Annotated in this window: 16 protein-coding genes; 8 read left to right on the top strand and 8 right to left on the bottom strand. The window is 59.2% G+C overall.

Annotated elements, in window-relative coordinates:
* Positions 1–18: 18 nt before the first annotated feature.
* Positions 19–972, bottom strand: coding sequence for a pyridoxal 5'-phosphate synthase lyase subunit PdxS (gene pdxS / locus AC5S26_RS12155; protein WP_494185155.1), 954 nt, complete (start codon positions 970–972; stop codon positions 19–21).
* A gap of 227 nt (positions 973–1,199) precedes the next feature.
* Here pdxS and AC5S26_RS12150 point away from each other — a divergent pair, with 227 nt between their 5' ends.
* Entirely contained in the window at positions 1,200–1,922 is a 723-nt protein-coding gene (locus AC5S26_RS12150; protein ID WP_494185154.1) for a glycosyltransferase, read from the top strand.
* Here AC5S26_RS12150 and AC5S26_RS12145 read toward each other — a convergent pair.
* Positions 1,919–2,422 carry a PaaI family thioesterase gene (locus tag AC5S26_RS12145; RefSeq protein ID WP_494185153.1) on the bottom strand — a complete coding sequence of 168 codons (504 nt, stop codon included), beginning with the start codon at positions 2,420–2,422 and terminating at the stop codon, positions 1,919–1,921. The two genes, AC5S26_RS12150 and AC5S26_RS12145, sit on opposite strands and share 4 nt — an antisense overlap.
* A gap of 95 nt (positions 2,423–2,517) precedes the next feature.
* Here AC5S26_RS12145 and AC5S26_RS12140 point away from each other — a divergent pair, with 95 nt between their 5' ends.
* A complete protein-coding gene (locus tag AC5S26_RS12140) occupies positions 2,518–3,615 on the top strand; it encodes an alkaline phosphatase family protein (RefSeq protein ID WP_494185152.1) in 1,098 nt (365 codons plus the stop codon).
* Here AC5S26_RS12140 and AC5S26_RS12135 read toward each other — a convergent pair whose 3' ends face one another.
* Positions 3,616–6,078 carry a RecQ family ATP-dependent DNA helicase gene (locus AC5S26_RS12135; RefSeq protein WP_494185151.1) on the bottom strand — a complete coding sequence of 821 codons (2,463 nt, stop codon included), beginning with the start codon at positions 6,076–6,078 and terminating at the stop codon, positions 3,616–3,618. It lies immediately after the preceding gene.
* A 5-nt stretch (positions 6,079–6,083) separates the two neighbouring features.
* On the opposite strand from AC5S26_RS12135, the gene AC5S26_RS12130 reads away from it, so the two are divergent.
* Positions 6,084–6,449 carry a hypothetical protein gene (locus tag AC5S26_RS12130; protein WP_494185150.1) on the top strand — a complete coding sequence of 122 codons (366 nt, stop codon included), beginning with the start codon at positions 6,084–6,086 and terminating at the stop codon, positions 6,447–6,449.
* Positions 6,450–6,858: 409 nt separating this feature from the next.
* Here AC5S26_RS12130 and AC5S26_RS12125 read toward each other — a convergent pair whose 3' ends face one another.
* Positions 6,859–7,335 carry an energy transducer TonB gene (locus AC5S26_RS12125; protein ID WP_494185149.1) on the bottom strand — a complete coding sequence of 159 codons (477 nt, stop codon included), beginning with the start codon at positions 7,333–7,335 and terminating at the stop codon, positions 6,859–6,861.
* Between the two features lie 184 nt (positions 7,336–7,519).
* Here AC5S26_RS12125 and AC5S26_RS12120 point away from each other — a divergent pair, with 184 nt between their 5' ends.
* From AC5S26_RS12120 to ribB, 4 genes are all read left to right on the top strand, one after another.
* Complete coding sequence (locus AC5S26_RS12120) at positions 7,520–7,978, top strand: rhodanese-like domain-containing protein (RefSeq protein WP_494185148.1); 459 nt, start codon at positions 7,520–7,522, stop codon at positions 7,976–7,978.
* Positions 7,979–8,059: 81 nt separating this feature from the next.
* Complete coding sequence (locus tag AC5S26_RS12115) at positions 8,060–9,625, top strand: S10 family peptidase (protein WP_494185415.1); 1,566 nt, start codon at positions 8,060–8,062, stop codon at positions 9,623–9,625.
* A 168-nt stretch (positions 9,626–9,793) separates the two neighbouring features.
* Positions 9,794–10,021: a hypothetical protein gene (locus AC5S26_RS12110; protein ID WP_020713518.1), complete on the top strand. Its 228-nt coding sequence runs from the start codon at positions 9,794–9,796 to the stop codon at positions 10,019–10,021.
* A 111-nt stretch (positions 10,022–10,132) separates the two neighbouring features.
* Entirely contained in the window at positions 10,133–11,284 is a 1,152-nt protein-coding gene (gene ribB, locus AC5S26_RS12105; RefSeq protein ID WP_494185147.1) for a 3,4-dihydroxy-2-butanone-4-phosphate synthase, read from the top strand.
* 17 nt (positions 11,285–11,301) lie between these two features.
* Here ribB and AC5S26_RS12100 read toward each other — a convergent pair whose 3' ends face one another.
* Positions 11,302–17,136: a choice-of-anchor D domain-containing protein gene (locus tag AC5S26_RS12100; RefSeq protein ID WP_494185146.1), complete on the bottom strand. Its 5,835-nt coding sequence runs from the start codon at positions 17,134–17,136 to the stop codon at positions 11,302–11,304.
* A gap of 147 nt (positions 17,137–17,283) precedes the next feature.
* Positions 17,284–17,943: an HAD family hydrolase gene (locus AC5S26_RS12095; RefSeq protein ID WP_494185145.1), complete on the bottom strand. Its 660-nt coding sequence runs from the start codon at positions 17,941–17,943 to the stop codon at positions 17,284–17,286.
* A 39-nt stretch (positions 17,944–17,982) separates the two neighbouring features.
* Here AC5S26_RS12095 and AC5S26_RS12090 point away from each other — a divergent pair, with 39 nt between their 5' ends.
* On the top strand, positions 17,983–19,137 hold the full coding sequence (locus tag AC5S26_RS12090; RefSeq protein ID WP_494185144.1) for a pyridoxal phosphate-dependent aminotransferase: 1,155 nt from the start codon (positions 17,983–17,985) through the stop codon (positions 19,135–19,137).
* A gap of 70 nt (positions 19,138–19,207) precedes the next feature.
* Here AC5S26_RS12090 and AC5S26_RS12085 read toward each other — a convergent pair whose 3' ends face one another.
* Both AC5S26_RS12085 and smpB read right to left on the bottom strand, forming a co-directional pair.
* Positions 19,208–20,764 carry a leucyl aminopeptidase gene (locus AC5S26_RS12085; protein ID WP_494185143.1) on the bottom strand — a complete coding sequence of 519 codons (1,557 nt, stop codon included), beginning with the start codon at positions 20,762–20,764 and terminating at the stop codon, positions 19,208–19,210.
* Between the two features lie 122 nt (positions 20,765–20,886).
* Positions 20,887–21,429, bottom strand: coding sequence for an SsrA-binding protein SmpB (smpB, locus tag AC5S26_RS12080; RefSeq protein ID WP_494185142.1), 543 nt, complete (start codon positions 21,427–21,429; stop codon positions 20,887–20,889).
* Positions 21,430–21,447: the final 18 nt, after the last annotated feature.

The following is a 21,447-nucleotide window of genomic DNA, read 5'->3' as shown; positions in this document are numbered from 1 at the left end:
TCTGAAGGTGCCGGTGATTTACCAGCCGCGGGTTTGGAGGAGCTCGTGCTCTTCGAGGGCGGCGGCGGCGAGTCCCTTCATGGTTCCGGTGACCAGCTCAGAGGCTTCGGCTACGATCTTGGGATCGTTGTAGTGGGTGGTGGCGATGACGATGGCCTTGGCGCGGGAGACGGCTTCGGCGCGCTCTTTGGGGTCGTTCTCGACGTCGAGCGGGGTGGCGCGTTCCTTCATGAAAATTCCGGAGCCGACGAAGACAGCCTCGGCGCCGAGCTGCATCATGAGGGCGGCGTCAGCGGGGGTGGCGATTCCGCCGGCAGAGAAGTTGGGGACAGGAAGCTTTCCGGCGGCGGCGACCATCTTGATGATCTCGTAAGGAGCCTGGTGGACCTTGGCCGCGTTGTAGAGCTCGGAATCGTCGAGGACCGTAAGGGCGCGCATCTCGCGGACGATCTGGCGCATGTGCTGGACGGCGTGGACGACGTCGCCGGTTCCGGCCTCGCCCTTGGTGCGGATCATGGCTGCGCCTTCAGCGATGCGGCGACAGGCCTCACCGAGGTTGCGGGCTCCGCAGACGAAGGGGGTCGTGAAGGCGTGCTTGTCGATGTGGAAGGTCTCGTCGGCTGGGGTGAGGACCTCGGACTCGTCGATGAAGTCGACGCCGAGCTCCTGGAGGACCTGGGCTTCGGCGAAGTGGCCGATGCGGGCCTTGGCCATGACGGGGACGGAGACGTTGGCGATGATCTCCTTGATAAGCTTGGGGTTAGCCATGCGGGCGACGCCGCCCTCGGCCCGGATCATGGCGGGAACGCGCTCGAGCGCCATGACGGAGGTGGCGCCGGCCTCTTCGGCGATGCGGGCCTGCTCGACGTTCATGACGTCCATGATGACGCCACCTTTCAGCATCTCAGCGAGGCCGGTCTTGAGGCGGAGAGAGGAAGATCCGAGATTGCCGTTGGTGGTGTGGGTTGCCATGACGATTCTCCTTGGGAGCCGCGGTTCCGTCTTGAAGTTGTAGAAGGTTGCGGCGGGAAACTTAAGTTTAGCAGTTTGTTTCACCTGTATGAAGAGCGGAGTTGAGGTTAATCAAAGGAATCCTGAAGGGGAGGATTTTGCGGAATTTTCAAACAGCATTCACGCAACTGGCTTGGGAGGAGCCTCAAGCTGCGAGAGGGAACGGTGTAAAGGGTTTCGGAGGTAGGATGGGCGCTGAGCTTACGATCGTGATTCCGGCAAAGAATGAAGCGAAGATGCTGCCAAAGTTGCTGGGTTCGCTGGCAAGGCAGGATTATGAGGGGATTGCGGAGACCCGGGTGATCGTCGCGGATGCGGGTTCAACGGACGGCACGGTAGAGGTGGCGCTCAGCTTTCGGGACCGGCTTGCGGTTGAGGTGATCGACGGAGGATTGCCTTCGGTGGGCCGGAATGCCGGAGCGAGGCTGGCGACGACTCCTTATGTGCTGTTCCTGGATGCGGACGTGGAGTTGTCGGAGTCGACGTTGCTGCGGCGGGCTCTCTGGAGAATGCGGAAGAGAAAGCTGCACCTGGTGACGACGAACATCGCGTGCCGCCATGGGAGCTTCTTCGACGATGTTCTCTACATGGGAAATAACTTCATGCAGCGAATAGGAGCGGTGCTAAAGCCGTTCGCGACGGGAATGTTCATGCTGTTCGACCGTGAGGCCTTCTGGGCGCTGGGTGGATTCAACGAAAAGGCGCTTTTTGCCGAGGACTATCTGTTGTCGAAAGGCGTTGCCAGGACGCGCTTCCGGATTGTGCGCGGGAAGATTTGGACGACCAATCGCAGGTTCCGGAAGGTGGGGCATGGAAGGATGGTCTGGATGTTCTTCAAGACCATGATGCACAGCTGGAACGATAAGTACTTTCTACGTGACCAGGGGTATTGGGAAGAGTCTGAGGTTTAGTCTTCAGGCCCGGTGAGACCGATGCGGGCCAGGATGGCTTTATCGATCTCGATGAAGACTCCGTTGCCCCTGGCGAGAACGACGCCTTCCGGAGAGAGAATTTCGGCCTGGTGGAAGAGCTTGCGCCCTTCCCGGCGGAGATGCCGGCTGGTCAGGATGAGCGGCCGGAAGAGAGGGACCGGCTTGAGGTAGTCGACCTCCATGTGGCGAGTGACTGCGAGGACATCGAGAGGGCGATTGAGCTTGCTCATCGCCTCGTCGAGCAGAGTTGCCACAATGCCGCCGTGAACATAGCCGGGCGGACCTTCATGAAGCCGATCCAGTTGGAAATGAGTAGTGGCTACAGGGTGGCCAGGGGCTTCTGTGTTCGTGGTGAAGGCGAGATGAAGTCCTTGCGGATTCTCAGGCCCACACCCGAAGCAGTGATTGGCTCGCTCATCGATGGTGGGGGTGCCCTCCATCGAGATAGGGGAGTGGCGGGTTGCGTTGGGAGAGGTCATTGCTGAATGAAACGTAGCACAATGGCTGCCTGTTGCGGGGTGCATCCGGGCGTTCAATCTGAGAGTATGGCAGCGAATCTTTTGGAGGGTTGAAAGTGTATCGCTGGAAGACGGGGTTGCTGGGAATGATGTTGGCGTGGGGAGTTGCTGCGTGGGCGCAGACCGCCAACGACGCGAGAGTGGTGCTGGTGATGACGGATGGAATGCGCTGGCAGGAGATTTTTCGCGGGGCCGACGAGAGTCTTCTAACCAAGGAACGCTACTACGACGGACGCAGTGTGGATGCATTACGCCAGAAGTATCTTGCGGGGACAGCCGAAGAGCGGCGGCAGAAGCTGATGCCGTTTTTGTGGAATACCTTCATTCCCCAGGGACAGATCTATGGGGATCGGGACGCAGGCTCCGACGCCTATGTAACGAATGGATTCAACTTCTCCTATCCGGGGTATAGCGAGACGCTGACGGGGCATGGCGACCCGAGAATCGATTCCAATGACGACAAGCCGAATCCAAATGTGACGGTGCTGGAATGGTTGAACCGCCAGCCAGAGTTGAAGGGGAAGGTGGCAGCATTCGGAGCGTGGGAGACGATCTCGAATATTGTGAACGCCGAGCGCTGCGGCTGCACCGTGAACGTGGGATACAGGCCGATGGAGATTCATCCAATGACAGCGAAGATGGATCTTCTGAACGAGGTGAAGGCCAACTCACCTCGGTTCTGGGACGATGAGTCTTTCGACGCTACGACGTTTTATACCGCGATGGAGTACATCCGCGAGAAGAAGCCGCGTGTGGTGTTTTTATCGCTGGGAGAGACGGACGACTGGGCGCATGCGGGGAACTATGGGGAGTATCTGGAGTCGGCGCACCGGGTAGATGGATATATGAAGCAGCTGTGGGAGACCTTGCAGTCGATGCCGGAGTACAAGGGCAAGACAACGATGATCTTCCTGGTGGATCATGGCCGGGGACCGGCTCCTGAGGAATGGAAGTCCCACGGGCAGAAGATTCCGGAGTCGAAGTACATCTTCATGGGTTTTATGGGACGCGGAGTTCCCGCGCGGGGTCTGCGGACCAATGTGCCTGCGGTGACGCAGAGCCAGGTAGCGGCTACGTTGGCGAAGTATCTGGGGTTGGACTGGAATGGGGAAGAGAAGCAGGCGGGACGACCGGTCAAAGACGCGGTGAAGTAGTCAGACGCTGCAGAGCTCGAGAATGCTCGAGCCGAACTTCTCGGCCTTCTCAAGCGAGACGCCGTCGATGGTTTTGAGCTCGGAGAGGGTGCGGGGGCGTTGGATCGCGATGTTGCGGAGCGTGGAGGTTCCGAGAACGAAGAATTGCGGAAGGCCGAGACGTTCTGCTTCAGAGCTGCGCCAGTCGCGGAGGCGTTGATCGAGAAGCTGCTGGGCGGTGGTGAGAAGGTTTTCTTCTGGTTTCGGAGCGGAATGGGGAGCGGCGCGGAGCTGCTCTGGTGCGGGATGATGTTGTCGAGATACAGGGATCTCTACGCTCCGGCGCGCGATAAGGCCGCGCGCCTCCGGCCGAGATGATGTTTGGGAAGACGGATGTGACTCCGCAACAGAAACTTCGCTGCCGCGGCAGATGGCGATTACGGCCGCGCCGTAGCGGTCTGCTTTGTCTGGACCTATGCCGGAGATTTGCTGCAGCTCGGCCAGGGTGGCGGGGTGGGCCTGGGCGATGTTTTTGAGGACTGCATCGCCGAAGACGATGAAGGCGGGCTTGCCGGTTTTGGCCGCTTCGGCTTTGCGCCATGCGCGGAGGTGTTGGTCGAGCTCCTGTTGTTCGGGCGTCATCGGAGACGCCGATCTCTCCGCTCCAGCCCTTCGGGCATCGGGTCGAGATGACTCCGCTGAAGAATCAGAGCTGCGACCTGCACCACCGGTTTGTTTGCGACGTTTTGTCTTTGAGGATGAGTATGTCTGGTCTTCAGCCGGAAGGAGGGTGGCGAGGTCTTCGCTTTCGTCGCGAGTGCGGCCCTCGTGGGTGAGGGAGGCGCGCTTGAAGTTGATGACGTTGCCTTCGGCGTTGGTGAAGGTGTCGGTGGTGAGGGTAATGAGACCAGATCTGGCCAGCGCGTTGAGGTAGACGTCGAACTGCTTGCGGTCGATGCCGAGGGCAAGGTCGGTGTGGAGTTTTCCGGTGGCGCGTGGCGGAGCGCCGTCGAGTGCGCGGAGGATGGAGCGGAGCTGGCGATCCTCCTGCTGGGTGGGCTGGCGGAAGCTCTGCGCCTGGGCGCGTTCGGGGGAGCAGAAGTCGCAGTGGCCGCAGGGGCGCTGGCCGTCGGTGGTGTCGCCGAAGTGCTGGATGAGTGCGGTCATGCGGCACTGCGGGGTTTCGGCGAAGCGGGCCATGCGGTCGATCTGGGCTCGGCGAAAGGCGAGCTGCCGGTCATAGCCGGTCTGCCAGTTCTTGTTTTCCGTGGCTCGAAGGTTGCCGGCGATGTCGAAGGCGGCAGCGTTCTGAGCGGCGAGTTTTTCCGCGGTACGGTCGAAGGTCTCGACATCCATGTGGAGGCGTTTGCGGAGAGCGTCGGGCTCCTGAAATTCGGGAGTGAGGATTCGGGCGAGGCGGGAGAGCTCGGTGGGAGCAGGGTAGTCGCGCTCGAGGAAGAACTCGTGCATCTTGCGATCTGCGAAGGAGTGCAGGAGCACGGTGCGGGAGGGCTGACCGTCGCGTCCAGCGCGCCCGATCTCCTGGTAGTAGGCCTCCACCGAGCCGGGAAGGGCGGTGTGGATGACGGTGCGGACGTTGGACTTGTCGATGCCCATGCCGAAGGCGATGGTGGCGACGACCACCTCGAGCTTTCCGGAGAGGAAGTGGCGCTGAACGCGCTCGCGCGTGGCTGGATCGAGCCCGGCGTGATAGGCCGCGGCGCTGCCACCCAGCTGCGAGGCTAATTCTTCGGCAGCCTTGCGCGATGGCGCGTAGACGATGGCGGGGCGATTTTCAGCAGACTTGAGCAGGTTGGTCGCGAACTGGTTACGGCGCGGCTTGGAGAGCTCGACGACCTCTATGGCGAGGTTGTGGCGGCGGAAGCCGTGGATGAAGAGCGCGGGGTCATGCAGGCGAAGCTGGGTGGCGATGTCGTGCTGGACGGTGGGGGTGGCGGTGGCGGTGAGCGCAATGACCGGCGCGGGGCGCAGGGAAGGAAGGTAATCGCCGAGGGTGCGGTAATCGGGGCGAAAATCGTGGCCCCATTGCGAGATGCAGTGGGCCTCGTCGATGGCGATCAGGGCGGGCTTGCGTTTGGCCAGCATCTCGGGAAAGCCGGGGACGCGCATCCGTTCAGGAGCGATGAAAAGGAATTGCAGTGCGCCGTCGAGATAGTCGCGGCAGGCCTGTCTAGAGTCTTCGCGCGAGAGCCCGGAGTGGATGCGGGCGACGCGGAGATCGAGCGCGGAGAGCTTGGCGGCCTGATCGTCCATGAGGGCGATGAGCGGAGAGATGACGAGGGCGGTGCCTCCGCGAGCGAGCGCGGGAAGCTGGTAGCAGAGAGATTTTCCCGCTCCGGTGGGCATGACGAGCAGAACGTCGCGGCCATCGGTGGCGGCGCGGCAGACGGCCTCCTGGTTGGCGCGAAAGCCGGAGAAGCCGAAGGTCCTGTGGAGGAGATCGGAGAGGGAAGAGGAGTCCATAGGCCTTGGGTCATCTTCGCATATTGTTTGCCTGCTGCGGTGATGTGGAAGAGGACGAAGAATATGGAGAGCTACGGGTTGAGGCTTGCAGTATCGCTATACTTCAGGCCATGAGCATGGAGAGGCGACAGAGCTTTCTGAGAGTGACAGCTGCGATTGCGGTTGTCATTGGATTGCTGTTGTTGCTTGTGCACGCCGGAGCTCCGTCTGGCGATGTGATCGCTCTCGTCGTGCTTGTTCCCGATGCTTTGTTCGGAGTGGTAGAGGTACCGTCTTCCCTCTGGACTGTCTCAGAGTCGGTTGCGGAGTTGCTGCCACAGGCTCCCGTCTTCGACTTGTTGTATCAGCGTCCTCCTCCTTCAATCGCATAAATCCTGAATCGATCGTGTGCGGTGCGCGCCAGTTGCTCTGGCAGACGCGCTGATTTTCGTTGTGCGGATTTTTGCGCGAGTGGGAAGGTCATGGAGATATTCGGCGCGTTCTTGCTGACAACAGGGTTTTGGTTTGGCTGCGTGTTCTTTGCTCGAAGATATCTTTGGAGGAAGAGAAGACGCGCTGGAACGCTGCGGCGCGGCTTTTATCCCCAGGCTGCAATGCTGGGAAACGCACTGCATCATCTGCAGGCGCTCGCCGAGCCGCAGGTCAGGTACGTTGTCCAGGAAAAGCTGGACGATCATGAAGAGGAGGACGATGAGGCTGGACCGAAAGATCCGACAAGGCATTTGAAACGACAGCTTCGAAGGATTCGGGACGGAGAGGAGATCGACAGGCTAGTTGTCTTCAGAAGATCTGGAAGTTGACTTCTACGGTCATCCAGCAGGGGACAGGTTTGCCTCGCAGAGTGGCTGGCTCGAAGCGGTAGCCTTGGACGGCTTCGATGGCTTTGGGTTCCATGGAGTGAAGGGCGTCGCGGTCTTTCTGGGTTTTATTGGGCCGCCCGGTGGACTGGGTTACCTGGATGTCGCGGAGGTGACCGTCTGTTTCAACGATAAACTTCACCGAAATATCGGCGCTGATCTTTCGCTTGCGGGCTTGTTCGGAGAACTCGGGTTCGACGGAGTAGATGAGCTTTGGTGCGGTAACGCCATCGCCGATGTGATAGATGCCGTTTGCGTCGGGATTGGAACGGACTGCGGTTTTTTGCGGTGAGGGCCCATCTATTGCTGCGGGTGGTGCGCCTTGTTGTGCATGGGTCTGAGTCGCGGCCGCGAAGCCCAGGAAAAGGATTAGGATACGGAATCTGCAGGCTGCGGGCATGGCGCTACTCTTTCAATGGAAGGAAGCTACAAGCCTGAATCGGGGAGTGCCCCGAGATTCGGGAACAGGTTACCATGAGATCTTTTCCGGCTGCCTTCGGAATCCAACGGGCCGTTCGGGAATCTGAATACCAGCCAACATAAGTAGAGGAAGGCCGGCCAGGAGGCAGGGAAAGGAGCAGATCATGCTGTTTGCGACTGCAGTATCGTTGGTGGTGGCGGCGGTGATCGCGGTTATTGGCGTGGTGTTCTGGAGATTGCGGGCGCGGCGTCTCCGCGAGATTGATGGACATACCATTGACGCCGATGCTCTGCGCGATTTACTGGAATCGAAAGCGAAGATCGAGGTATTCGATGTGCGCCAACCTTTGGACGTGCTGGCGTACTCGGAGATGATTCCGGGAGCGAAGCGGATTCCACCGAAAGAGGTGCTTGCCAATCCTTCGCTGATTCCGGCGGATACGGATGCAGTGCTCTACTGCACGTGCGAGGGGCAGAAGACCAGCCGGGAGATCGTTCGGCACGGGCTGTCGCTTGGATTTCGCAAGGTAAAGCTGTTGCGCGGCGGACTGGCTGCGTGGAAAGCGAAGGGGTATCCAGTCGTGCCGTACAAGGAGTCCTTTCGTCTGGATACGGCTGTTTAGGGGAACCGAAGATAAGTCCGCCGGTTATGATGGAGGTATCCGAGAAAGCAATGTTGGCTTACAGGGGATCCTCGATTGAACGTGTGCAAGCGATTGCGTCCGGCGCGGGCGATAGTATTGGCGGCGATGGTAGTGACCGGAGCCATGGCTTACGGACAAGACACTCGGGCGACGAACCCGGATCCGAAGGGCCAGGACGAGAGGCATAAAGAAGAGGCCGGAGTTCCCATACCTCCGGAGACTACTTCCGTTACGAAGCATGACCTGACCGTGGGTGGGCAGGTGATCCACTATACGGCGACGGCTGGGAACCTTCTGATCCGTGACGATCAGGACAGGCCCAACGCCAGCCTCTTCTATACCGCGTACACGCAAGATGGAGTGGATGCGAAAACCCGCCCGGTGACTTTTTTCTATAACGGCGGTCCAGGAGCGGCGACCATCTGGCTGCACATGGGATCTTTCGGTCCGGTTCGCGTGGTGACCCGAAGTCCCGAGGCGAGTGGCCCTGCACCCTATGCCTGGGTTCAGAACGAATACAGTCTTCTGGATAAGAGCGATCTGGTCTTTATCGATGCTCCGCTATGCGGATTTTCGCGCGTTGTGGGCAAGGGGACCGTAAAGGATTTTGCCGGGACCGATCAGGACATCCAGGCCTTCCGCAGGTTCATTGAGCGCTACATCACTGCGAACCAGCGGTGGACCTCGCCGAAGTTCCTCTTCGGGGAGTCCTATGGCACGACGCGCTCTGCAGGATTGGTAGCGGCGCTGCAAAATGATGGCGTTCCATTCAATGGAGTGGTGCTGCTCTCTTCAATCCTCAACTACAGCATTAGAAATCCTGGGTATGATAATGAATCCATTGGATATTTCCCCTCGTTTGCGGCGATCGGTTACTACTACAAAAAAGTGAAGACGACGGAGACGATGGCTAATTGGGTGCAGCAGGCGCGGGAGTTTGCACGGGGTCCGTACGCGCAGGCGCTTGCTCAGGGAGACCGTCTACCGCAGGCAGAGTTTGAGGCCATTGCCGCCCGGATCGCGGCCTTTACCGGGCTGAAGGTGGAGTACGTTCGCGAGGCGAAGCTGAGGGTCGCTGCGGCGCGGTTTCGCAAGGAGTTGCTGCGGGACGACGATCGCACGTTAGGCCGCTACGACGCCCGTTTTATGGGGTGGGATTCTGATGCCGCGGGGGAAAGTCCGGGCTTTGACCCATCGGACACCGGCATCAGCGGAGTCTTCGTCGGGGCGTTTCATGACTATATTCAACGAGAGCTGAAGTACATGAGTCAGGAACCGTATTACACCTCAGGCCCAGGTGTCAGTCAGGCGTGGGAGTTCAAGCATCATGTGGCGGGGCCGGGGAGGGGAGAGCAGTCCAGTCCTGATACTGCTGTAGATCTGGCCGATGCCATGCGGAAGAACCCCAGGCTGCGAGTGTTCTCGGCCAATGGATACTTTGATCTGGCAACGCCATTTTTCGCAACCGAATACGACCTGAGCCATATGAGCCTTCCGTCGAAGCTGGTTGGTAACGTTGAGTTCGGTTACTATCCTGCCGGACACATGGTTTACCTGAATGTGGATGCTCTGAAAGAGATGAAGGCGGATATGGCGAAATTCTATGCCGAGGTGCTGCATAACTGAGGCAACAAAAGAGGATCGCACCTACCTGCCGGGATTGGGAGCATAACCGGAAGTCCCTTGATTTTCAAGGATTAAATGGCGTAAAATAAAGATTGTGCCCTGTCGTCCTTTTATTTCGAGACGAAGGAAGAAGCAGGCACAACACACTTAAAGAGGTCCTTGCACACTATGGCGAAACGTCGTGGAAATCCGAACTGGGGCAAGCCGGAGCCGATTGGTCCCGTCGTCCCAACGGTAACATCGTTCGAGCAGGTCGTGAAAGAGTTCAAGCTGACGCCCGACCAGTATATCCGGTCCACCAGACTGCGCGAATGGGCGCGCCGGAACAAGAACTCGAAGTACATCCCGGAGGCCCTGCTGGAAGCTTGGGGCTTTGAGATTGAGTCGACTCTGTAGGACAAGGTTCCGTGAAGCATAGAACGCCGCCCAATCCCTGGGCGGCGTTTTCTTTTTTGCGTCAAACGTATGATGAAAGCAGTCGAAAGAGATGCTGGAGGAAGCTAGGCTATGTTTGCTGAGGTCAGTGAGGCGGTTTCGGAGATACGCGCAGGCAGGATGGTCATCGTAGTCGATGACGAAGATCGCGAGAATGAGGGAGACCTTACGCTCGCGGCCGAGTTTGTCACGCCCGAGGCGATCAACTTCATGGCAAAGTTTGGGCGAGGGCTCATCTGCCTGACCCTGACCGAGGAGCGAGCCGACTATCTGCGATTGGGTCCGATGACCCAGGAGAATACCTCGCGATTCGGCACTGCGTTTACTGAGAGTGTCGAAGCGCGTGAAGGCGTAACCACGGGAATCTCGGCGGCAGACCGGTCGCACACGATCCGGGTGGCGATCGATCCGAAGTCGACCGCGCACGACCTGGCGCGGCCGGGACATGTCTTTCCGCTGCGAGCGCGCAAGGGTGGCGTTCTGGTGCGTGCGGGACAGACCGAGGCCGCTGTCGATCTGGCTCGGATGGCAGGACTGGTTCCGGCCGGTGTGATCTGCGAGATCATGAACGACGATGGGACCATGGCGCGGGTACCGGACCTGGTGAAGTTCTGCGAAGAACACGGTCTGAAAATGGTGACGGTTGCGGACCTTATACGCTATCGACTGCAGAACGAGCGATACATCCATCGCGTGGCTGAGTCCCTGATGCCGACAGCCTATGGTGAATTCCGTGTGATCGCGTATGAGAGCGAAGTGGAGGGAGGTGAGTCGCACGTTGCGATGGTTTATGGAGACGTCGATGATGACGAGCCGGTAACCGTGCGGGTCCACACCCACTGCCTGGCCGGGGACGTCTTCGGGACGACGCTATGCGATTGCAGGGCGGTTGTGGAGAGCTCTCTCAGGATGATCGCCGAGGCTGGGCGTGGAGCCCTGGTGTATCTGCATAACGGAAGTGCAGGTTTTGGAATCGACCGCAGCGTGACGCCGCACCGCGTGGTCTTCCATCGGGAGCATCGATCACGGGAGCGTGGGGAAGACCGCGCGCAGAGGACACTGCGCCAGGTGGGGCTGGGAGGGCAGATCCTGTCCGACCTGGGGATTCACAAGATTCGACTGTTGACGAATACGCCGACGCACGTTCCGGCATTGCAGGGCTTCGGCATCGAGATTGTGGAGCAGGTCCCGGTTTCGATTCCGTCAAAAAACGAGAGCCGCTGAGCTTGAACCGAGAGCCGCTAGGGAGCGGTGACGATAAGGTTGAGGATGACCGTCTGGCTGAGAGGTGTTCCGGCGGCGCTGGTGGCGGTGACCTTGTACTGATACGTGCCGGCTGGCGTATAGCGCAGGCTGGGATCGGCCTTGTTGATGATGACCGTACCTCCGCTTCCGCATCCTGAGATAAAGATGGTTGCTGTTGTAAAGATCGCAATTGCGAGGACTGCGCGGCTGCGTCGAAAAAAGAACATGCCAAAGGGAAGAAGGCAGAGCGCGAGTTGTGTGCTGCCGCTGCGGACTCGTAGCGCGGTCGTGACCTCCGTGACGGTATTGAGGGTCGCGACCGAGGCCTGGGCAGATCCATTGAGCAAGGTGACGCTGGAGGGTAAAAGCGAGCAGGTTGCGTATTGGCCGGCGGAGACGGGCGTGCAGTTCAGGACGATGGTGCCGGTGTATCCGTTTTGCGGGGTCAGGGAAAGATGATAGCCAGCGGGTTGTCCGCTCTTGACCTTAATAGCTGAGGTTGCACTGCCGTCTACGGATAAGGCGAAGGTTGGAGTGGCGGTGCCGTTGCCGGTGAGGGGAATCGTTACGGGCGAGCTGGGATCGGAGCTTGTGATCGTAAGATTGCCCGAACGTGCTCCGATGGCGTGGGGATTGAAAGCGATCGTTATGTCGCAGCTTGCTCCTGCGACAAGCACTGTGGTGGTGCAGGGCTTCGCAATTGCGTAGTCGGCTCCTGTGATGGTGGAGGAGATGGCGTTCACCGAGGAGGTTCCGATGTTAACCAGCGAGATCGTTCCGCTGGCGGAGCTGCCGAGAAGAGAATCGCCAAACGCGAGGGTGGACGGCGTTATCTGAAGCTGGGACTGAGCCCCGATACCCGTAAGGGTTGCCGAAAGGGCCAGTGTCGTCAGAGAGGTGGCGACCGAGACCACGCCTGTTCTGGTACCGGTCTGCGACGGTTTGAAGGTTACCTGGAGCGTACAGGTGCTGGCAGGCGCGAGTTGCGAGCCAGCGGCCGGGCAGTCTCCTTTGGCTGTGTAATCGCCGGTTATGGCGGTACTGCGGAAGACAGCCGGGATGCTGGTGGAATTGGTGATGCGGATGGGTAGTGTCGCCGATCTTCCGACGAGCAGAGTGCCGAAGTCGAGCGAGGCTGGTGAGAGGCCGAGGGTGGAGGGCGTCGCCATTCCCAGGAGGCTTACGAATTCGAGTGAGGTGCTGGAGTCGGAGAGGATCTCGAGCGCACTGATGACGGTGTTGCTGGTTTGGGAAGAGGAAGCCTGGGGTGTGAAGGAGACCGTGACCGAGCAGCTGGCACCGGGAACGAGGGTTGGGCAGACTCCAGTGACAGAGAAATCCGGGGTAGTGACGAAGTTCCTGAAATGAAGCGTGGTGGTGCCGGAATTCGTAAATGTGATGGTCTGAGGAGGAGAGATGTCTCCACCTGGCGTGGCCGCAAAGCTGAGGGAGCTTTGAGAGATCGTGTATGAGACGAGCGGCGCATTGTTCGATGGAACAGCGACGATAAGAGGTGTGACGGTGCCGGTGAGGTCGATGAAGTCCGGGCTGGAGGCGGCATCGCTCTCGATGACGAGGCTCCCGGCATCGGTGTTGAAGGGGGCCGGTGTCGAGCCGGTGGCGGTCTGGTTGAGTGGTGAGTATGTGAGGGTGACAGCGCAAGTGGTGTTTGGGGGGAGAGAGCTGCCGCAGGTCGTGGTGGAGAGGAAGGGCCATTCGCTGGTGATGCGCCGCACTGTGAGCGGGGTCGATCCGGTGTTGTTGAGTGTAAGTGTGCGGGTGGAGGTCTGGCCGGAGGGGACCTGGCCAAACTGAATGATGCGGCCGGGAAGGAGGTCGCCCGTGATCGTGAGGGAGCCTGAACCTTTGCCGAAGCCCTTGACGTAGCCCAGGGCGTTTATGAGAGGACGGCCGTCGCCTGGAACGCCTCGCACGAAGATGGTTCCGGTGATGTCGCCGTTTGTGAGAGGAAGAAAAGACACCAGGAAGGTGCAGGCGGCGCCGGGATCGAGTGTGGAGCAGGGACTATCCAACAGAGTGAACTGTCGCGGTAGCGTGAGCGAAAGGGCGATCGGCTGAGTGGTCAGATTATTGACGAGGAACTGGCGAGTAAGACCAAGGGTGGAGGTCGGAGTGGGGCCGTAATCGGCCTCGCCAGGGAGAATCTGAAGGCCATTGTCTTCGGCAGTGTAAGCGCCGGTGAGAGAAACGGTATAGGTCGTCTGCGGACTACCTGCTGCCGAACTGGTGACCGGTATTGAGAGAACGCCGGAGGCCAGGGCCTGTGAGGGTATGAAAGTGACGGTGATCGTGCACGAAGCTCCGAGCGAGAGGGCGCTGCAGGAGGTAGTGGATTGGAAGTTCGAGGAACTGGAATCAGGAGAGCCGATCTGCAGGTCGTACAGGCCTGTATTGGTGACGCCGATGATCTGTTGTGTAGCGGAAGGGCTGGGGACGTTGTGAAAGACCAGGGCGTTGGGGTTGAGGGAGAGGCCGGGGTCCGGCGAGCCGAAGCCCGCAAGGGATGCAGTGGCAGTACCAGCGTTCGAGGCAAGGGTGAGGGTGCCGATGGCTGGCCCGGTTCCGGTGGGCTTGAAGACGACTTGCACGAAGCACGAAGCGTTGGGAGGGATTGGCCCTAGACAAGTGGAGCCTCCGCTGACCGCGTTGCTGATTATGAAGTTGCCGCTGGTGGAGGGTGGGGAGAAGTTCGCGGTCGCTGTTGTGAGATTGGTTAGGGTAAAGAGTGTGGCTGCGCTCGAGCTGTGGACTGCGACGGGGCCGAAGTCTTGTTGCGCAGGAGTAAGTAGAAGTCCGGTGAGCGGAAGCCCATCGCCAGCGAGAGCGAGAGTATAAACGGCTCCGCTGCTGCTGGAGCTGAGGGCGAGGGACGCGCTGCGGGAACCTGCGGTGGAGGGAAGGAACTGGACTCCGAGCCAGCAGTTCGTGCAGGAGCCTACGGAGGAGGGCGTGAACGCAGAGACCGCAGGCTGGCCATGGCCATAGCCGATGTCTTCGACGAGGAGGACACCGAAGTCGCCGGTGGTCGTTGCCCTCAACTCGCTTAAGGGTTGGGTGATCTTGTACCACTGGACGACAGGCTGACCGATGGCTGAGCTGCCGAGATCGAGTGTTCCGTTGTTGGTGGCGAGGATGGTAGTGGCGGTTCCGGAGAGGCTCACATAGGAAGGTGTTGTTCCCGCTCCCGAGGAGACGGAGAGAAGACCCTGGCGAGCTCCGGGCTGCGAGGGGGTAAAGGTGAAGACGACGGAACAGGAAGCCCCGCCTGCGAGCACGGAGGTGCAGTTGGTCGAGTCGATGAAATCTCCGGAGAGCGAGAGGCTGAGTGGAAAGGGCTGCGTCCCTGTATTCGACACGGTTGCCGTCTGCGTGTTGGCTGAAGTTCCGGTGACGAGTACGGCATTAGGGAAGTCGATTGCGGCAGGAGCTACCAGGAGATTCGGATTCACAGTTGTTCCACCGACTCCGGGCTGGGGGACGGTTTTGCCGGTGACAAGCACGCTGGTTCCCTGATCGAGAGAAAGGGTAATGGAGTCGGCAGAGGTGCGGGGGGACTCGTAGTCGATCTGAAGCTGGCAGACGGTGTGGGGTTGAAGCAGGGTTGGGCAGCGGTCGGTGACGGTAAAGGGCGATGACGAAGGAAGGACGATGGTCGAGTGCTGGATGGAGGTTGTGGAGTTGTTCGAGAGATAGAGATAACGAGGCAGGCGCAGTCCTCCCGTGAACTGAGTGCCGAAGTCAATCTGCGTGGCCGAGAGATTGAGTGGGTTTAGCTGCGTATATCCGGTGAGGGTGACAGAGCTGACTCCCGAGGACCATGTGCTTTGAAACGCGACGTTGTCGGTCTCGGTGGAGGGCATGGACATGTTAACGACCAGGTGGCAGCTGGCACCGGGTTGAAGCGGCTGCGAGGAGAGTGAGCCGGGGCAGTCACCGGAGAGAGCGATTGCATCGTTGGCAGTGACGGGAAACGACACAGGGAGAGGATCTGTAACCGCCGTTGAGCCGAGATTGGTCACAGTAATGGCTCGACTAACAGGAGGAGAGGATGGAGTAACGATTCCGAAGTCGATCTCGCGGGGCGAGTAGAGAACAGTTACAGCGGGTCTGGCGATGGCAGGGATGGCGATCGTCTGTGGGGTGGCGTTCGATGCCTGAACGGTTATGCTGCCGGGACCGCTTCCGGTGAGAACGATGTCGCACTCCGCGCCAGCACCAAATTGTGTGGGGCAGTTGTGTGCAACGGTAAAACCGGAGGCAGTGATCTGAAGGTTTGTTGCCGTTGACGATCCCAGGTTGCGCAGGACGAGGTTTGGAGAGGAGTCTGTGGAGAGCGCTAGGGCGGGACCGGGGCTGAGATTCAGTTTCGCGAGGTATGCGGCAGAGCCGGCACAGATGCTTCCGCAGTTAGAGCCCGGCGCAAGTACAGCATCGCGCAGGGAAGAGGGCAGCGCCGCGGTGGGATTGCTGAGGAGCGGCAGATCGTAGGTCTGGTTTGCGAGCAGACTGGAGCTGGTCGTGGGAGCCGCGTTGCCGGCAAAGATGGGCTGTCCACTGGTATCAAGGGCGATGGAAGCGATATTGACGGGAAGGCTTGAAAATTGGGTGCTGGCGCCGCCAAAGCGAATGCTCTGATCGATCGTGCTTTGCGCTGTGAGGTGAAAGGCCGCGGTATTGCCGATCCCGGAGATCGTCGGAAGGGGAAGAAGAGGCGTGGTGAGCGGAAGTGCAACCCATGCGCCTCCGTTGGGAGCGGGTGTCACCACGGATTGGGTCCCAGGGGCAAGCAGTACGGAAGTGAGAACGCGGCTGCCATCCAGTGGCATTCGGACCATGGTCTGGTAGTCCATGGACACCATAGGCGCTGTTGCAGTGGCAATGGGGAAGCTGCCCGGAGCGATGCTTCCAGAGAAGAGCAGTGTCTGTGTGACGGGATCGAGCGCGAGGGAGGTGACTCCCAGGCCGGGGATGAAGGTCGAGAAGACGATGCCGTTGCCTGTGGGCGTGAGCTTCGTGAGGAAGCCGGAGTTTGCACCGATGATCTCGGGGACGACTGCATTAATGGTTGGATAACCGGAAGATGTGGTGTAGCCCACAACATAGGCATTACCTTCAGCGTCTGCTGCAATGGCAGCAGGGTTTGTGTCGCCATCGAGGCCGCTCAGGTAAGTTGCATACAGCAGCGAGGTCCCGTTGCCGTTGAAGCACTCGACGAAGCCGTTGCCGGTGCTTCCGGGTGCAGGCGTTTGAACAATCGCTGATGGTGTGACAGGAAGCGTCGGAGCATAAATTCCACCGGTGATGAAGATGCGGTCCGCCGTCGCGGCGATTGCTGTCGAAGCCATGCGCCCGCTTCCGGCATACGTGACGAAGACGGGATGAAGGCCGGAGTCGAACTTTGCGACAAAGGAGTTGGTCGAAGTGTCGGCAGGGGAGGGAAAAGGCACCCCGGAGGTAGTGGGCAGCGAGCCAGAGGCCGTTGTTCCCGTGATAAGGACGTTTCCCGCAGGATCGAGAATGAGGGCAAGACCGATGTCTCCCTGGGCGCCGATATGGACTTCGGCGAGGATTTGTGTGGCCTCGGGGTCCGTCTTCAGGATGCGGACGCCGTCTTTCTGATCGAACAGGAGATACAGATTGCCTGAACTGTCGCTTTGAATCGCATTGAACTGGCCTTTACCCGCGAAAGCACGAAGCCCGGCAAAGGCGAGGTGCTGCGTGTTGTTCTGTGCCAGAACCGGAACATGCAAAGCCAGCAGGATGCTGAAGAGAGGCGCGATGGGGAGGATGGATCGCAGAGATGGTTTCATGGTCATGTGGCTGCGGGTACATCGCTGGTTGCAGCCTGCCCTCAATATCCATGGATACATGCAACTTGAGTTGAAACCGGCGTAGATGCCGATACAAAGGTCACGTGTCTTCCCAAAATGGGAACAGATGGAAAGGAAGGGGTGACCTTACTGCGCTGTCGCTGTAACGGGATTCAGCAAGGACGAAAGACCATGCTCCTTCATCTCACTCTCGAACGAGTCATGGTCGCGATACTGGATGGCGTGCATTCCGGAGGCGCGAGCAGCCTGAATATTTTCGATCTTGTCGTCGAGGAAGAGGATGTTTCCCGGCGCGGTTTCGAGGCCCTCGGCGGCCGCCTTGTAGATGGCGCTTTCAGGTTTGGCCACGCGAAGACGATAGGACCAGGTGCAGTGGTGAAAGCCATTGATCCAATCAAACTTCTTCAGCAGTCCGTCGGTCATGGCGTCGCCGATGTTGGAGAGGATCCCGGTACGAATTCCGGCGCGCTGAAGCCTCTGCGCCCAATCGAGCATGGGGGCGTTGAGCCGCGTCCAGAGATCGACATCCGCTTCGATCAGATCCGTTATCTGTTCTGCAGTGAAGGTTGTTCCGGCGGTTATGGCGACTTGCTCCCAGTAGGCGAGGCCGTTCAGGTCGCCGCGGTCATACTCGTGGCGAAAGGCCCAGTAGCCGCGATGCAAGGTCTCTTCGTCAAAGCCTGTGATCTGGCGCATGCGCTGCCAGGCGGCGGGGTCGGGGGGAGCGGAGAGGACCATGCCATAGTCGAAGAGAACTGCCTGAATGTCATCCATGGATAAAGCCATTGTAGGGGAGTCTGGTTTCAAAGCCATTAGCATGAAGGTGTGAGTCAACGATTTTCATCACGCACGGGATGGGACCTGGGAGAAAGCTCCTTTGCTGCGGCGATTCGGAAGGCACGATCCGAAGGCCGAGAGCTGCTCGACCTTACCGTTTCGAATCCGACCGTCTGCGGGTTTTCTTATGATGCGGATGCGATTCTCTCTCCCCTGAGTGATCCTCGCGCATTGGTCTATGATCCTGATCCCAGAGGAATGCGGTCTGCGCGAGAGGCTGTCGCAGGCTACTACGCAGACCACGAAGCGTCAGTCGATCCGGACGATCTGATTCTTACCACCAGCACGAGCGAGGGGTACGGGTATCTCTTTCGGCTATTGTGCGACGCGGGGGATGAGGTGCTGGTGGCGCAACCCAGCTATCCGCTTTTCGAGTTCCTGGCTGACCTGGAGGACGTTCGATTGCGTCCTTACCCGCTCTTCTATGATTACGGTTGGTGGATCGATTTCGCAGAGCTCGAGCGCAGGATTGGACCGCGTACCCGGGCGATCGTGCTAGTTCATCCGAACAATCCCACCGGCCACCAGACAGCAGATGAGGAACGCCGGCGTCTGGAGGAGATTTGCGCGAGGCACGGTCTGGCGCTGATCGTCGATGAGGTCTTTCTTGATTATCCGCTAGGGGCGACTCGTCTCGATAGTTTCGCCAAGGGGCCCCATCCCGTGTTGACGTTTGTTCTGAGCGGCATGAGCAAGATTGCCGGGTTGCCCCAGATGAAAGTTGGATGGATTGCTGTCTTCGGGGCCGAGGCGAATCGCCGCACCGCCTTGTCGCGGCTGGAGGTGATTGGCGATACCTTCCTCTCGATGAATGCCCCCGCTCAGTTTGCGCTGCCGCAATGGATGGAGGGACGATTCCAGATTCAGAAACAAATCCTTGAAAGAGCTGCGGTAAATCTCGGGAATATAAAGACTAAAAAACTCAATGTCCTTCATGCGGATGCTGGATGGAGTGCAGTGATGCGATTGCCAAGAATCGGGATTGGAGCTGAGAGCCTACTGCAAAGCGAGAGCGTTGTGGTGCATCCCGGCGCCTTCTACGGGATGTCCCAAGAGGAGAGGATCGTCGTGAGCCTGATCGTTCCACCGGAGAGGTTCAGCAAGGGAGTCGGAAAGATCGCGGCCCTGATGAATGCGGATTGACGTGCTGGATGTCCACAATAAAAAAACGACCCACAGATGTGGGCCGTTTTGGTCAGGCGAACAAATTAGATTATGCGGAGTAAGTTCGCACCCATTCGACGATGGAGCGGACTGCGACGCCACTTGGTCCCTTGGGATGCCACGGTTTGACTTCTTCGTTCCACGCGCATCCTGCGATGTCGAGGTGAATCCAGGGGGTATCTTCCGCGAACTCCTTCAAGAACATCGCCGCCGAGATAGCGCCGCCCCAGCGCGATCCACCCGTGTTCATAATATCGGCGATCTGACTCTTGATCTGGTCCTTGTAGTCGTCGGTACAGGGGAGCCGCCAGAATTTTTCACCGGAGACCCGTGTCGCTCCAAGAAACTGTGTAAAGGCATTCTCGTCGTTTGAGAAGAGACCTGCGTTGATGATTCCCAGGGCGACGACGCAGGCTCCTGTCAGCGTGGCCGCGTCGATCAGGTGAGTGCATCCAAGCGTCTTTGCGTAGTGCAGACCATCGGCCAGCACCATGCGGCCCTCCGCATCGGTGTTCAGGACCTCAATGGTTTTGCCTGACATCGCCGTGAAGACGTCGCCCGGTTTGTATGCGGTCCCGCTGGGCATGTTTTCCGCCGAGCATACGATTCCGATTACCTTTACGCTCGGCTTCAATACCGCGATAGCATGCATGGCGCCGATCATGGCAGCAGCCCCGGCCATGTCGTATTTCATTTTTTCCATGCCTTCGGCGGACTTCAGCGAGATTCCGCCGGTGTCAAAGGTAATCCCCTTGCCCACCAGGCCCAGCACCGGAGCGTCTTTGGGCGGAGTCTTTCCTCTTTCCAACCTGGGCTCGTAGGTCATGACGATGAGAGCCGGAGGCTGAGCCGATCCCTTGGCGACCGCTGCGAAGGCGCCCATCTTCAACTCTTCAAGCTTCGCGGTCGAATGCACCTCGCACTTCAATCCCTTTTCCGCGCACATTGCCGCGGCCCGGCGGCCAAGTTCGGTCGGTGTCAGCACGTTGCCTGGCTCATTCACGAGAGAACGAGCAAAGTTCTGTGCCTCTGCGATGATCTTGCCTTCTTCAAACCCTGTCTGAATCTCTCGTGTCGTCGATTCCTCGCTCTCGGGAGCGACGATCGTAAGGCCCTCGATCGATCGATCTTTTCTGTCGCTCTTATACGTATCCCAGTCCGGCTCCGCGATTCCGGCTCCTTCAATAAGCGCGCGGCAAAGCAGGGTGCAGGGAAGATTGTCCAGATGCTCGTCGGAGAGAGCATGGTCCTCCGGAAACGCGACGGCCATCTGACGCACACCGCGAGGCTTGGCCCAGCGCACGGCCGCTCCGGCCGCTTTACGGACCTCATCGATAGAGAGAGTCTTGGCCTTGCCCAGCCCCACGATCAGCAGCCGCTCCGCTTTCAGGCCGTTCGGGCTATGCAGAACCACCTGCTCGCCCAGGCCACCCTTAAACTCATCCGACCCGATAATCACGGCTGCCGCATTCGTAATCGCATCCGACGTTGTGAGAAGCGCAATGAGTGGATCGGCGTCTTTTCCAATTGCGACATCCACAGCGAATACCACCAGCAACGACGTCTGGGATCCTGCCGCATCCTGAAATACAAGCTTCATGTCCATTGCAATATCCTAGCGCGAGCCGAAGCAACTCCCGGCCACAGAAACATCAAAAACTATCGATCAACCCGGATTTGTTTTTGCGGGAGTGCAAGTGCCATCTCTCAAAGCAGGCCTTGAAGAGGCTATGCGCGCTGTCTTCGTGCTATCGCAGCCCGGGCCTCTTTATCGGCCTCCCGGCGACGCTCCGTCTCGCGCTTATCCCAGTCCTGCTTACCCTTTGCCAGCGCAAGTTCGCATTTGACACGACCATGGCGGAAGTAGAGACGCGTCGGAATCAGCGTATATCCCTTCTGACGTGTCAGCGACTCCAGGTTGCGCAGCTCCCCTTTATGGAGCAGAAGCTTACGTGTGCGAAGTGAATCGTGATTCATCATGTTGCCGTGAGAGAAAGGACCGATGTGAGCGTTCAGTAAAAAACACTCTCCGTCCTTCAACAGGCCATAGGAGTCCTTCAGGTTGGCTTTGCCCTCGCGGATGGACTTCACTTCGGTTCCCCGGAGGGCGACTCCCGCCTCAAAACGATCGGTCAGGAAGTAGTTATGGCTTGCCGCCCGGTTCACCGCGGCATCGCGGTTTCCTGCCGCCACGGGGTCACGATCTTTGGGCTTGGCCGGTGCAGCCTTCGCCTGATAGGCGGCCGTCGGATTGGAGAGTGAACGAGGCATGAATCTTTAACTTTAACA

Source organism: Edaphobacter sp. FHG110511_03 (assembly GCF_059115365.1).
Note: the sequence above shows the minus strand (reverse complement) of the source record. Positions and strands in the feature narration are given on the sequence as shown.